The organism is Snodgrassella gandavensis, from assembly GCF_914768025.1.
GTDB lineage: Bacteria > Pseudomonadota > Gammaproteobacteria > Burkholderiales > Neisseriaceae > Snodgrassella > Snodgrassella gandavensis.
The window spans coordinates 50,181-64,490 of record NZ_CAJZCE010000007.1; the positions used below are offsets into that span (position 1 = coordinate 50,181).

Here is a 14,310-nt window from a genome sequence, read left to right on the forward strand (position 1 = left end):
TTTTAAAATGGCTATTACCTTGAATCCCGATAAAGCCTAATAAAGTTACCAATAAAGCCTGATTAGGCAGAGTTTTCTCCTCATAAGCTGGCCGAATTTCAAAATTTACCAGCCATCTTAATGGATGCAGTATAAAAATCTGAATCAGCCCAGTACAATCAAATGGCCACATATCATCTAAACCATTCCCATTTCAGTTAGCGCAGAAACCGACATCATTACTTATCAAAGCATCTTAGATTAAACCGTCCGTTGTTATTAATTATCATATAAACAACTGTATTTATATTATTATTTCATAGTCATTCAATGCCACAATCAAAATTAATAGCATGGCTACAAATTCATACCAATACGATGGAGATTCTTCAGCAGAAAAAGCTCCGGTTATGCCCACAGTCGACTGGATAACCAGCCTGATTACCTGAACATTCCTACAGTCAATCTGCTTATAACGTTAATATGACAATTTAGCGAAAATGGTAATCCTAACCGATTCAATTATTGTAAATCTTAAATCGTAATCTTTGCTGTTTGCATGGCACTAGGTATGTTCTATGTCATCACCTACGGGTAACAAACCATAATGCTATCAAAATATGAATACTGGTATGAACCAATAATCTGCAAAGCACTAATCAGATTAATCCACAAAAAAAGCACTTCAAAATGAAGTGCTTTTTACTATCGGCTAATTTATACATCCAGTGAACGATGCAGCTTCGCCTGCCGTTCAATGCGTTTGTTGACAAACCATTGCTGTGCCAGAGTCAGAATATTATTCGTCAACCAGTACAGTACCAGACCAGCCGGGAAGAAGAAGAACATCACTGAAAACGCTACCGGCATGATTTTCATCATTTTTGCCTGAACCGGGTCTGTTGGCGGCGGATTCATGAATGTTTGCAGATACATGGTTAGCGCCATCAGCACAGGCAGGATGAAATAAGGGTCTCGACGTCCCAGATCGGTAATCCAGCCAATCCATGGTGCACCGCGCAATTCTACCGAAGCAAACAGCGCCCAATACAAACCAATAAACACCGGAATCTGCAACAACATTGGCAAACAACCGCCAACCGGATTGATTTTTTCCTTTTTGTACAGCGACATCATTTCCTGCTGCATACGCATGCGATCGTTACCATACTGGTCTTTTAATGCCTGTAGGCGTGGCGCCACAGCACGCATTTTGGCCATCGATTTATACGATGCATGGGTAAGCGGAAACAGAATCGCTTTTACAGTGAGCGTCAGTAAAATAATCGCCCAGCCCCAGTTCTGTACCAAACCATGCCACCAGTTCAGCAGCCAGAATAAAGGCGAAGAGAACAACGATACTTTACCGTAGTCTTTAATCATCTGTAGATGATCAGCAACTTTGGTAATCACTGAATAAATCTGCGGACCAGCATATAGAGAAATACCAAAACTGCCGGTAGCATTGGCACCAATATCTTTTAACGGCACGCGCACACCAGCCGAGTACAGGCCATCACTGCGTTTGCGAATATCAATCCGACAGTCACTGCTGCCACAAACACTGCTACCCTCTTTGGGTTGCAGAATCCATGTGGTCATAAAGTAATGCTGGGTCATACCGATCCAGCCAGTGTTAGTCTTACGCTGATAATCTGCCTGATCGCGGCCGGAAGCGTAATCACTGTCCAAATCCTTAAAAGCCACTTTTTCAAATTTGCCATTCGGGGTATACAACACCGGGCCAGTATAGGTATGGTCAAAATAACCGCTACCTTCCGGTTCCTTGTCATCACGCAACACCCGATAGGCCACATCCATTTGCAGTGGCTGGGCATTGTGATTGACAATTTCATAACGCAGCCCAATCAGATAGCTGCCTTTGGTGAAGGTGTAGATTTTACTAACCTGCACGCCATTTTGTTCCGCAGCAGTCAAACGCACATCCAGTTTGTCACCATTAAGCGTGTACTGTTTTTGTGCTGCAGTAAATGTCAGATTTTTAAACTGGTAATCACCCTGACGGTTCAATAACACCGACTGGGCTATATACTGATGGCCATTAGCACCATTATCCAGCAACACAAAAGGCTTGCTGGCATCACTGGTAGCTTTGTATTTATTGAGTGTGAGCTGGCGTAAATCACCGCTTTTTTCATCAATAATCGCTTTAACGGTATCGGTGGTAACCGTTACCGGATCCGTTTTACTCAATGCACCTTCAGCAGTCACTTCGGTGGAAGTAGCATTGCTGGTGGATGATGTTTGTTGTGTTGCAGGCTGATTTTCGGGTTGTGGGTATAACTTTTCCCAACCCAGCAAAATTGCCATGGTCAGCACAAAAAATATCAGTAATCGTTTGAAATCCATAGTGTATTCCGTGTGTGTTCGCTAAGGAAGTGGGTCATGACCGCAACCACCCCATGGATGACAGCGGCAAATGCGCTTTATCGCCAGCCAGCTACCCCTAAATACCCCGTATTTTTGCAGCGCCAGTACTGCATATTGCGAACAGGTCGGGCTATATCGGCAACGTGGTGGCAGCAGCGGGCTAATGGCATACTGGTAAAACCGAATCAGACCCAGCAATAAATATTTCATTGCGACGTTGTTTTACACCCGTCAGTTGCCACAAGCAACTGCTGTAAAGTTCTGACAACGCCAGCATAGTCCTTGTGCTGGAAAGGCTGGCGTATACGAATGATTATATCTACCGGCGGCAATTCATGCCGGTGTAGGCGAAACCATTCCCGCAACACCCGTTTCATGTAATTGCGCCGGTTGGCACGTCTGGCCACTTTTTTGGCAACTATCAGCCCCAGACGCGGGAAACCCAAAGCATTGCGTGCCTGAAATACCTGAATCCAGGCACGGCTTTTTTGGCAACGTAACGCAAAAACGGATGAAAAATCATCCGTTTTTAATAGGCGATATTTTTTGCCAAAATGATAATCCATTCTTGTTCTTACACAGCCAAACGTTTACGACCCTTGGCACGACGGGCAGCCAGTACAGCACGTCCGCCACGGGTTTTGCTGCGAACCAGAAAGCCATGAGTGCGTTTGCGACGGGTAACGGATGGTTGATAAGTACGTTTCATAATTTATTCCCGAATTAACTTTAAATAAAACGTGGCATTACACAACAAGAACAGCACTTTGTCAATCAATATAATCTATAGCAAAGCTTTATAGCAACTGCTTTAACATAAAGTGCAAATCATGGTCAGAAGTGTGTTTATTGCGTATAATTAGCATAATAGGCATTTTTTACTTCCAGCCTTTAGCCAGTTCCGATTGACAGACAAATTTAAGCTTCACGCATGACCCTGACAGAATTTTGGCCACAGTGCCTATTGCAATTAAAACAGAGCCTGCCCTCCCAGCAATACCAGATGTGGATTGCTCCGTTAACTGTAGGCGAGGAAAATGGCAATTGGGTAATTTTTGCGCGTAATACCTTCACATTTAATCATATCCGCGAACGTTTCTGGCCATCTGTCGAAAGCGCCAGACAGGCCATTCTGCCCGATGGCAATACACCATTAATTCTGAAAATCGGTCAGGGACAATCCTTGCAGGCGGCCACACAAGCAGTGCCGCTAAGCATCGTAGCCAGCCCTACCCCTGCTGCGGTCACGGCACCGGCTACAGCGGTGACAGAGAATCCGCCAGCAGCTAAACCAGAAACAGACGTAGCAACTCCTGAGGTAGCACCCAAAACACGGACAACACCAAAACGAACTGAATCTGCTCAGGACATTATCGCCAAACGACTGCGGCACAGCCAGTCTAAAAGCGATAGTAGCCCTGCTGACAATGGCGAAAGCAGCAATATCAAAGCGGCCAAAGCAGAAAAGCCCGAAGCGGCTGCACCAGCAACCGCATCTGATTCAGCACATGAAAACAATAAAAAATCCCGCTATACCGAAACCAATCTGAATCCCGAGCACACTTTCGCCGCTCTGGTACAGGGTAAAGGTAACCGTCTGGCTCATGCTGCCGCCCTGTCTATTGCAGAAAATCCCGGCAACAGCATGTATAACCCGTTTTTCGTCTATGGCAGTACCGGTCTGGGTAAAACCCATCTGGTACAGGCCATTGGCAACCAGCTTTTTGCTACTGATGCCAAAGTAAAAATACGTTATATTCATGCTGATGAATTTATCCGCGGCATTATGAATGCATTCCATGCCAAATCCTTTGATGCCATGCGCCAGCAATATCAGCAGGTAGACTTACTTATCATGGATGATGTGCAGTTTATTGCCGGCAAAGACCGTACCATGGAAGAGTTTTTTTACGTCTATAACCATTTAATTGACGAAAAAAAACAGGTTATCCTTACCTGTGATACCCTGCCTACCCATATTGATGGCATGGATGACCGCCTGAAATCACGTTTTTCCTGGGGGCTGAGTCTGGAGCTCGAACCGCCAGAACTGGAAATGCGTGTCGCTATTTTGCAGAAAAAAGCTGAGTTGGCACAAGTCAAACTAGAAGACGAAGCCGCATTTTTTATTGCCAAGCATATCCGCAGCAATGTGCGCGAGCTGGAAGGGGCATTCAAGCGCGTAGTCGCTCAAAGCCGTTTTGCCAGCCGTCCGATTGACGTGGGCTTGGCTACAGAAGCATTACAGGATATTCTGGCAGTCAATCACAAACCCATGACACTGGAACACATCCAGAACACTGTAGCCAAGTTTTATGGCATCACCATTAGTGACATGGTGGGCAAAAAACGTACCCGCACTCTGGCTCGTCCGCGCCAGATGGCTATGACATTAGCAAAAGAACTTACTCCACTTAGTTTACCCGCTATTGGTAGCGGATTTGGTGGCCGCGACCACACAACGGTCATGCATGCGGTAAAAAGCATCTCCAAACTCCGGAAAGATGATGCCGAAACAACCAAAGCGTATGAAACCTTAATGATGATTTTGCGAGATTAAACCAAGGAACAGAATATGCTGATTTTACAAGCAGAACGCGACAGTTTGCTCAAACCGCTGCAAGCCGTAACCGGTATTGTCGAACGTCGTCACACCTTACCGATACTGTCTAATGTATTGCTGGAAAACCATCAGGGGCAAATCAAAATTCTGGCCACCGATCTGGAAATTCAGATTGATACCGTAGGGCCAAAAAGTGAAGCAGAAGATTTTCGCATCACCACCAATGCCAAAAAACTGCAAGACATCCTGCGCGCCCTGCCTGCTGGTGCCATGGTGTCACTAGACTGGAACAACAACCGTCTGGTGCTGAAAGCCGGTAAAAGCCGTTTTAATCTGCAAACCCTGCCAGCAGAAGACTTCCCGCTGATGAGCGTTGGCGAAAATGTCGATGCCACCTTTACCCTGCCACAGGAAATGTTCCGCGAAATGCTGTCACAGGTACAGTACAGCATGGCTATTCAGGATATCCGTTATTACCTCAATGGCCTGCTGATGCAAACCGAAGGTAATCAGCTACGTCTGGTGGCTACCGACGGGCACCGTCTGGCCTATGCTGCCTGCAATATTGAAGCAGATTTGCCCAAAGCCGAAGTGATTCTGCCCCGCAAAACCGTACTGGAGCTGTTTAAACTGCTCACCTTCCCCGAACAGCCGATAACCATTGAACTCCTGAATAATCAGGTGCGTTTCCGCTGCAATGACACCATTATCGTTTCCAAAGTGGTAGATGGTAAATTCCCCGACTACAACCGTGTTATTCCACTGGATAATGATAAAATCTTTCTGGCCAATCGTACCGAGCTGCTGGGCGCACTGGAACGGGCAGCCATTCTGGCCAACGAAAAATTCCGCGGAGCCCGCCTGCAAATCCAGCCCGGCCTGCTCAGTGTTACCTGTAACAACAATGAACAGGAAGAAGCACGCGAAGAACTGGAAATTGCCTATCAGGGCGATACACTGGAAGTGGGATTTAACATCAACTATCTGATGGATGTATTGCGCAATGTACATGCGGAAGACTTGCAGCTAGCTTTTGGCGATGCAAACCGCTCCACCCTGTTTACCATCCCCAACAATCCCAATTTCAAATATATTGTCATGCCAATGCGTATTTAAGCGTTATTCATACAATCACTTAGCTACGGCCGTAAACCAGCCTGCTGTTTTCATAACAGCCCAGACTGGTGTACGGCCGTTTATTATTTACATTCAGTATTATTACCCATAAAGAAAAATCAGCCAAAACATCACGTTAAATATAACAACTGGCTGAAAAAAAGCTGGTTTTCTGTTATAATATTCTTTTGGTCAATTGCCCTGAAACAGGCCTGTGAATACTGGCAAACCGGAAGTATGTTTATCATCATATCACGGCTACAGGCACACTTTTTAACGGCATGACCGCTGCCCCAGATTTAGTAAAGAATTCTTATGACCGATCACAGTTCTGAAGATTACGGTGCCGACAGCATCAAAGTACTAAAAGGTTTAGATGCCGTGCGCAAACGTCCCGGCATGTATATTGGCGACACTCAAGATGGTACCGGCCTGCATCACATGGTATTTGAAGTTCTGGATAATGCCATTGATGAAGCACTGGGTGGTTATTGTGATCACATCACCGTAGCCGTGAATGCCGATAACTCCATCACCATCGAAGACAATGGCCGCGGTATTCCTACCGATATGCATCCGGAAGAACACCGCTCTGCCGCCGAAGTGATTATGACCATACTGCACGCTGGCGGTAAATTTGATAACAACAGTTACAAAATTTCCGGTGGTTTACATGGTGTAGGCGTTTCTGTAGTCAATGCCCTGTCCGACTGGCTGCGCCTGACTATCTATCGCAATAATAAAGAACACTATGTTGAATTCTGCCGTGGCGATGTCGTAGCACCACTCGTTGTAGTAGGCGACACCGACAAACAGGGTACACGAGTACAGTTTTTAGCCAGCACCGAAACTTTCGGCAATATCGATTACCACTTTGATATTCTGGCCAAACGCATCCGCGAATTGTCATTTCTAAACAATGGCGTCAGCATCGAACTTTTCGACAAACGCGATGGCAAGCATGAGAATTTTGCCTTTAGCGGCGGCATTGCCGGCTTCGTACAATACATGAGCCGCAACAAAACAGCCTTGCATGAAAAAGTTTTCTACGCCTCTGGTGAAAAAGATGGCATGAGCGTCGAATGTGCCATGCAATGGAACGACAGCTATCAGGAAAATGTACAGTGTTTCACCAACAATATTCCCCAACGTGATGGTGGCTCCCATCTGACCGCTTTGCGTCAGGTTATGACCCGTACCATCAACAACTACATTGAAGCTAACGAAGTAGCTAAAAAAGCCAAAGTAGATACCAATGGCGATGATATGCGCGAAGGACTAACCTGCGTATTATCCGTTAAACTACCCGATCCAAAATTTTCATCCCAAACCAAAGACAAACTGGTTTCCGGCGAAATCGGCCCGGTGGTTAACGAAGTACTAGGCAAAGCCCTGTCCGAATTTTTAGAAGAAAATCCAATAGATGCTAAAATCATCACCGGTAAAATCGTAGATGCAGCACGAGCACGTGAAGCGGCACGTAAAGCACGTGAAATTACCCGGCGCAAAGGGGTAATGGATGGCTTGGGACTGCCGGGCAAACTGGCAGACTGTCAGGAAAAAGACCCAGCTTTATCAGAATTATATCTGGTCGAAGGTGATTCGGCCGGTGGCTCCGCCAAACAAGGGCGTGACCGTAAATTTCAGGCCATTTTACCGCTGAAAGGTAAAATCCTGAATGTAGAAAAAGCCCGCTTTGAAAAAATGCTGGCCAGTCAGGAAGTGGCTACCTTAATCACCGCGCTGGGTGCGGGCATTGGCAAAGAAGAATTCAACCCTGAAAAACTGCGTTACCATCGCATCATCATCATGACCGATGCCGACGTAGACGGTGCACACATTCGTACCCTGCTGCTGACTTTCTTTTACCGGCAAATGCCTGAGCTAGTAGAACGTGGTTATGTTTATATAGCCCAGCCGCCGCTTTACAAGGCCGAACGCGGCAAGCAGGAGCGCTACCTGAAAGACGAGTTTGAAAAAGATCAGTTCCTGCTCACACTGGCACTGGACAAAATACAGCTAATTATTGGCGACAGCACCCTTGAAGGTAATGCTTTGGCTGAAATTGCCAAACAATATATTCTGACACAAAGCATAATTATGCGTGAAAGTCGCATCATTGACAGTGCGGTACTGAACGCCCTGCTCTCCTGGAATGAAAATCTGGATTTAAGTACCGTAGCCAGTGCCGAAAAAGCAGTGCAAACATTAACAAAGCTTGTTAATGATGACAATCTCAAACTGGAACGCATCGGTGCTGATGATGAAGTGCAAATGATTAAAATCACCCGTCAATTGCATGGGAATCGAATGGTCAGCTATCTGGAACAAAAATTTGCTGAAAGCCGCGCCTACCAGAATATTCGCCAGACGGCCGCCACCTTAAGCGGCATCATTGATGCACCAATTGAAGTGGTTAAAGGTGACAATAGCAACAAAGTTACCGGCTTTGCTCAGGCGCTGGACTTATTGATGACTAACGCCCAGAAAGGACTAAGTATTCAGCGCTATAAAGGGCTGGGCGAGATGAATCCGGAACAGCTATGGGAAACCACCATGGATCCCGCCGTACGCCGGCTGCTGAAAGTCAGAATCGAAGACGCCATGGCCGCGGATGATGTCTTTGTTACCCTGATGGGTGATGAAGTCGAACCACGGCGCGCATTTATCGAAAACAATGCCTTAAATGCGCAGGTAGATATCTAAATATCCTGATCACACCCAAAAGGATGGCATAGCCATCCTTTTTTGTTCATTATGGGAGCTCGCTATAATCAATGTATAGATTTATCCATTGAGACAATAAATAAAATTACATCTTATGGTGATTTTATTGTTAAATTCTGGCCAAGATTTGTGCGGATACTAACATGAAAAAAAATTAATATGGTTATATACCCTATAATTTATATGATAGGACTTTTAATATTATTGTGTACTTCTAATAATCAATATGAATGGATGCAGGAAATGGATAGTACGATAGTTCAATTGCCAGAAGATAGCTCTGCAAATACGGCGATTGGAATGACTATTTTAACTTTAATATTAATTATTATGCAGATAGTTCGTTTCAAATTCGCCAGAAGCCATCTTGAAAAAAGCACTGTAATTATATTGGCATTGATTGCAATCATTGTATGGGCGCTTAAATTTAGTTAATAATTAATTTTATTCCATGTAAATTTTCCATACTGAATCTTACTTTAAGATAAATATAGATAGTTCTGCTTAACGACTTTTTCAACAAACAGCTTGCTCCACCGGCACAGAATAATCGACTGCACAGCTATTACTACTCAAAAAAAATAACGCCAATTCTTATAACAAAATACTCATACCTATTTTGATAAAGCAATTATAAAAAAGTTATCGGCACTTATTAAGTAAAGTGCTATCCAACAATCCATTTTATGCATAACAATTATCAAAATCTATGGCGCTTGAAATCATTAAATATAATAAATAAGTATCATCGTAAAATATTAGGCATTGGCATTACAAGCAGATGCCCCGTAGGTAGAATAACTTTGTTATCAGGACAAGCTGGCTGACTATGCTGTAGCTACCAGTAAACAGACAGGTGAATAATGAAGCAGAATTGACTGGAAGAACATTTACTAACTAAACAAAATCACATGGTATAAGCACAGACTATATTCAATCGCACAGCATATCCAAACGGGTATATTGCATAATTGTCTGTATCCAACAAAACTACTGAATTGATATCTTTTTCATAATCAGGTACCGGCAAGAAAAATAAGCCAAGCATGGCTGACGATTGATAACACCGTCCACCCATCAAGCAGCAAACAATATCAAGCCGATCGAATATCAAACATTGACACAGACAACGTAATTTTCTACGTGCGTTTTATACTGAGGACGGAATATTGACCATTTCATTACGATTGCATGCAAGCAGACTAAACAAGCCTGAATTAATCAGTTTTTCTCAGGAAGAGGAAACCTTAATTCCCATTTCCTCTTCCTGATAGTTAACAATTAAATTTCACCACCTATGCCCTTAAACTTCTCAACCAAGTCAGCAATCTTTTTGAACACCTTTTGTTTTTTGGGTAAATATTGCGGATTAAGCGGGCTCATTTTGGGCAAGACTTCGTTCAGCTCCGTGCCGTTGTCAGTAGCATATTCACGCTTTAATGAGGATGCAATATAACGTTTAGCAGCAGCTTCATTTAAATTTTCATCACCAATTAATGCCTTAACCTCGGCTTGTTGCTGCTGTTGGGCATACTGATAAAAGGCATCAATCATACCGGCTTTATCAGCAATAGCATTTAAATCGGTATGTTGAATAAATTCAATAACCAATTCCTCCTTGGCACGATAGCCTAAACTGGCGCGGATTAAGCGCTGTGCATCTTCAACAATGACTTGTTTATTCTTATCTTGCTTGTTCTGCTCAAAAATTAATTCCAGAATATAATCCAAATTGATTTCTTGCGATTTTAATAAATCCACTTCAAAAACCACATCATCCCAATCAATGGTTAGCTGCTCCTGTTTTTCAGCGGCTTGTTGTCTATACAGCCAGTCACGAATATCATGGTAAGTTGAACGGTAATTCTGGATCGCTCTTTCTGTTGGCATCTTAATCTTTTGCATCCGTTCAAAAGCTTCATCTGAAACATAATACTGCGCTTTAAACTGTTCAACCGCCTGTTTATCTGTTGTATCCAGCTGTTGCAATGCCTTTAAAGCGATATGTTCATCATAATTCTGTAATGCATTATCGGCACGTAAATACTGGCCAAATAATTTAACAAACGCTTTTTTATCTTTTTCAGTAGTAATCTGATCCAGATGGGGAAAACGTTGCTGTAGCTCAGCCACAAGAGCTAAATATCCGCTATGGATTTCACCGGAAACCTCATCGGTGTAACCCTGCATATGTTCCTCATAACTTTTTTCTAATACCACATTCTGAGTGTTTTTTTGACCAAATAGTTTGATGGCGTCAATGGTGGCTGGTTCTAAATCACGAAATGCCACAATATTACCGCAGACTTTGGTGTCATCATAGATGCGATTGGTGCGTGAAAAAGCTTGGATTAAGCCATGAAAACGTAAGTTTTTATCGACAAATAGCGTATTGAGGGTTGGCGCATCAAAGCCGGTTAGAAACATACCCACGACGATTAATAAATCAATTTCCTGCTTTTTAACGCGCAAAGATAAATCACGGTAATAATTCTGAAATTGCCCGCTGCTGACATCATAGTTAGATTTAAACATTTGATTGTAATCATCAATCGCAGAGGCTAAAAACTCTTTGGCACTTTGATTCAACGCATTGGTTTCAAAGCTTTCATCAGCAATAGCACCAGCGGGGTCTTGTTGCTCATTAGCCGCAAAGGAAAAGATAGTAGCAATTTTCAATGGTTTACTGGATGTTTCTTGCAGCTTTTTTAACGACTCATAATACAGCTTTGCCGCGTCCACACTGCTCACGGCAAACATAGCATTAAAGCCTTTGCCGTTGCCATTTGAACGATGCGTTTTTTGTTTAAAACATTTTAGGATATATTGGCTGATTTGTTCAATCCGTTTGGGATGCAGTAATGCTTGCTTATTTTCGGCGGCACTAAGTTTGTCCAGATTTTGCTCACATTCAATCGCTTTAAAATGCGGGCGTACATCATTGTAGTCGACTTTAAATTTAAGTACTTTTTTATCGCGAATAGCGTCGGTAATCAAATAGCTATGCAACTCACGCCCGAACACCGTAGCGGTGGTTTGTTCGCCAAACGCATTAGCGTCCAGAATTGGCGTGCCGGTGAAACCGAATTGATAGTATTTTTTAAACTTTTTCTTAATATTTTTTTGTGCTTCACCAAATTGTGAGCGATGTGCTTCATCAAAAATAAACACGACCTGTTTATTATAGATTGCTAAATCATCCTTAGCTTTTATCAGATTATTGAGTTTTTGAATGGTGGTGACAATAATTTTATTATCCTGTTTTTCAATATTGCGCTCCAGTCCGGCAGTACTATCGGAACCATTGACACTGTCTTTTGAGAATTTCTGATATTCTTTCATGGTTTGATAATCCAGATCCTTACGATCCACCACAAAAAACACTTTATCAATAAATTCCAGATCGGTGGCCAGACGCGCTGCTTTAAAGCTGGTGAGGGTTTTTCCTGATCCGGTGGTGTGCCAGATAAAGCCCCCACTATGTGGGCTACTCCAGTTTTTGGCCTGATAAGCACTGATAATCTGCCATAAAATCCGCTCGGTTGCGGCAATCTGGTAAGGGCGCATAATCAATAAAGTATCATTGATATCCAGAACGGAGTAAGTGATTAAAACACTTAACAGCACACGACTGGCAAAAAAGGTGGCGGTAAAATCTTTTAAGTCGTTAATCGGTTCGTTTTCAACATTCGCCCAGTTTATGGTGAAATCAAAACTGGTTTTATCCCGCTTGGTGGTATTGGCAAAATACCGGGTATCGGTACCGTTTGAAATCACAAATAACTGTAGATATTTAAACAGGGAATTGTCATGATTAAAACTCTCTTTACTGTAGCGATGAACCTGGCCAAACGCCTTACGAATGGCAAGGCCACGTTTTTTAAGCTCCACCTGCACCAAAGGCAGACCATTAACTAAGATGGTAACATCGTAGCGATTAGCATAACTACCAGTTTGCTGAAACTGGCGAATCACCTGTAATTTATTGTTGCTGAGGTTTTTTTTATCGAGCAGATAAATATTCTGAATATGCCCATCATCAAACACAAAATCGTAGATATGATTATGGTGAATTTTACGACTTTTATCGACCATCGATTCATTCGGTTTATCCAGATACTCTAATACAAATCGCTGCCATTCCTCATCGCTAAACTGCATATTATTGAGCGTTTGCAACTGCACCCGAATATTGGCCAACAATTTCTGCTGATTATTCAGCTCAGGCAGATATTCATAACCTTGACGGCATAAATCCCGAATCAATTCGTTTTCTAATTCATTTTCCGTTTGATATCCAGCCGCCGGCTCTTCAAGCTTGGTGTAGTTATCTAAAATAATATAGTGATCGGTTTCGGCAATCGGGGTTGTGTAATTGACCATCGTCCACTCCTGCTAGTTAAAATTGTAATTTTCGAGTAAATGATTCAGTAAAAAGGCAACAATTTGTTTTTCAGGCTCAGAAGGCTCGGGCACCATTTCATTGGATAAGGTTGAATGACTGGTAAAATTGATTATGCGGGTTAAGTATACGTCTCTATCATCAGGCAGCAAGTCTGACCAATGCCGATAGCCTAAAAAACAGGCGGTTTTTTCATACAGGTTACGTAATAGGGTAAAATGATATTTTTCAATTTTATTTTCTTTAATCGCTTCTTGCAGCAACTGTTTTAAATACAGATGATAGGAAAAGCTGTGATTTGAATCGCCTTGTTTGTTTTCTAGTTCAAAATAGCCATCTGCTAATCGTCTTAGAATATAACCGTTTGGCAACTTCAATTCATTATAAAGTACATTATAAAACAGTGAATTATGGGTAGTGATAATAAATTTAATATCAGATTCATTGGATTTGATTAATTGTGCAATATCCGCCGCCAACTGAATCAGATGATTCTCATCTAATGAGCTTACCGGATCATCAATAAAAATATAGCGTAATTGGTCAAACTCATTAGTAGAACGCTCGCTTTTTTCCGCAATATTGCGCTCGGCAATCACCAAACTAATCAAGGTGAAAAAAATACTCCAAATTAAATTATTTTCTTCCCCTTTGGAGATTTTAATATTATCGATACGCTGATCATTACCCGCTGCGAGCGAGAAAGTAATAGCGGAAAAATCCTCATTGAAATGCGGCGTCAGGTTGTGCTGGGTATAAGCTTGGAAGTATCTGGCCACATTTTGCTCCTGCCCTTGCTCTTTCAAAATCCAATCCGTAAATGAATTGGGTTGTATGCTTAGCTGATGCTCGCCTTGCTGATATTGATTGTTATTCCAGACAAATAAATCCTCAGTAAATGCGTTATAGTAAAGAATCTTATGCCGTGTTAAGGCGCTACTGTCTCCTTTATCCGTTTTATCCTGCTGCGATACAATAAACTCTTTAAACGCTTGCGATAAACGTGTTTTACCAGTGCCATTAAAAGCATAAATCAATTGAGTTTTTAGGGCTTTCTGTTTTTTTTGAGCGTTTTGGGCGTTTCTATCAATCTGCTCAGCAATATTTATCAGTGTATTATTCATATTCTGAT

Annotated in this window: 10 protein-coding genes; 4 read left to right on the forward strand and 6 right to left on the reverse strand. The window is 42.7% G+C overall.

All coding sequences use genetic code 11. The features are described from left to right. Positions 1-696 precede the first annotated feature (696 nt). From yidC to rpmH, 4 genes are read right to left on the reverse strand one after another with little or no spacing between them, the layout of a single operon-like run. Positions 697-2,349 carry a membrane protein insertase YidC gene (yidC, locus tag MJ764_RS06645; protein ID WP_239325768.1) on the reverse strand — a complete coding sequence of 551 codons (1,653 nt, stop codon included), beginning with the start codon at positions 2,347-2,349 and terminating at the stop codon, positions 697-699. Positions 2,350-2,370: 21 nt separating this feature from the next. Next, complete coding sequence (gene yidD / locus MJ764_RS06650) at positions 2,371-2,580, reverse strand: membrane protein insertion efficiency factor YidD (protein ID WP_100137751.1); 210 nt, start codon at positions 2,578-2,580, stop codon at positions 2,371-2,373. Beyond that, positions 2,577-2,936, reverse strand: a complete 360-nt coding sequence (gene rnpA / locus MJ764_RS06655; RefSeq protein ID WP_100090957.1) for a ribonuclease P protein component — start codon at positions 2,934-2,936, stop codon at positions 2,577-2,579. The genes yidD and rnpA overlap by 4 nt, the downstream gene beginning before the upstream one ends. 8 nt (positions 2,937-2,944) lie before the next feature. After that, positions 2,945-3,079 carry a 50S ribosomal protein L34 gene (gene rpmH, locus MJ764_RS06660; RefSeq protein WP_004283944.1) on the reverse strand — a complete coding sequence of 45 codons (135 nt, stop codon included), beginning with the start codon at positions 3,077-3,079 and terminating at the stop codon, positions 2,945-2,947. Between the two features lie 222 nt (positions 3,080-3,301). On the opposite strand from rpmH, the gene dnaA reads away from it, so the two are divergent. From dnaA to MJ764_RS06680, 4 genes are all read left to right on the forward strand, one after another. Further along, a complete protein-coding gene (gene dnaA / locus MJ764_RS06665) occupies positions 3,302-4,930 on the forward strand; it encodes a chromosomal replication initiator protein DnaA (protein WP_239325770.1) in 1,629 nt (542 codons plus the stop codon). Between the two features lie 15 nt (positions 4,931-4,945). Further along, positions 4,946-6,049 carry a DNA polymerase III subunit beta gene (dnaN, locus tag MJ764_RS06670; protein ID WP_100090955.1) on the forward strand — a complete coding sequence of 368 codons (1,104 nt, stop codon included), beginning with the start codon at positions 4,946-4,948 and terminating at the stop codon, positions 6,047-6,049. Between the two features lie 315 nt (positions 6,050-6,364). Then, positions 6,365-8,755 carry a DNA topoisomerase (ATP-hydrolyzing) subunit B gene (gene gyrB, locus MJ764_RS06675; protein WP_239325771.1) on the forward strand — a complete coding sequence of 797 codons (2,391 nt, stop codon included), beginning with the start codon at positions 6,365-6,367 and terminating at the stop codon, positions 8,753-8,755. 264 nt (positions 8,756-9,019) lie between these two features. Then, positions 9,020-9,211 (forward strand): hypothetical protein, encoded by a 192-nt coding sequence (locus MJ764_RS06680; RefSeq protein ID WP_239325772.1) that lies wholly within the window; start codon positions 9,020-9,022, stop codon positions 9,209-9,211. 846 nt (positions 9,212-10,057) lie between these two features. Here the strand turns inward: MJ764_RS06680 and MJ764_RS06685 are convergent. Continuing rightward, positions 10,058-13,159, reverse strand: coding sequence for a type I restriction endonuclease subunit R (locus MJ764_RS06685; RefSeq protein WP_239325773.1), 3,102 nt, complete (start codon positions 13,157-13,159; stop codon positions 10,058-10,060). A 12-nt stretch (positions 13,160-13,171) separates the two neighbouring features. After that, positions 13,172-14,302, reverse strand: coding sequence for an ATP-binding protein (locus MJ764_RS06690; RefSeq protein ID WP_239325774.1), 1,131 nt, complete (start codon positions 14,300-14,302; stop codon positions 13,172-13,174). Between the last annotated feature and the right edge of the window lie 8 nt (positions 14,303-14,310).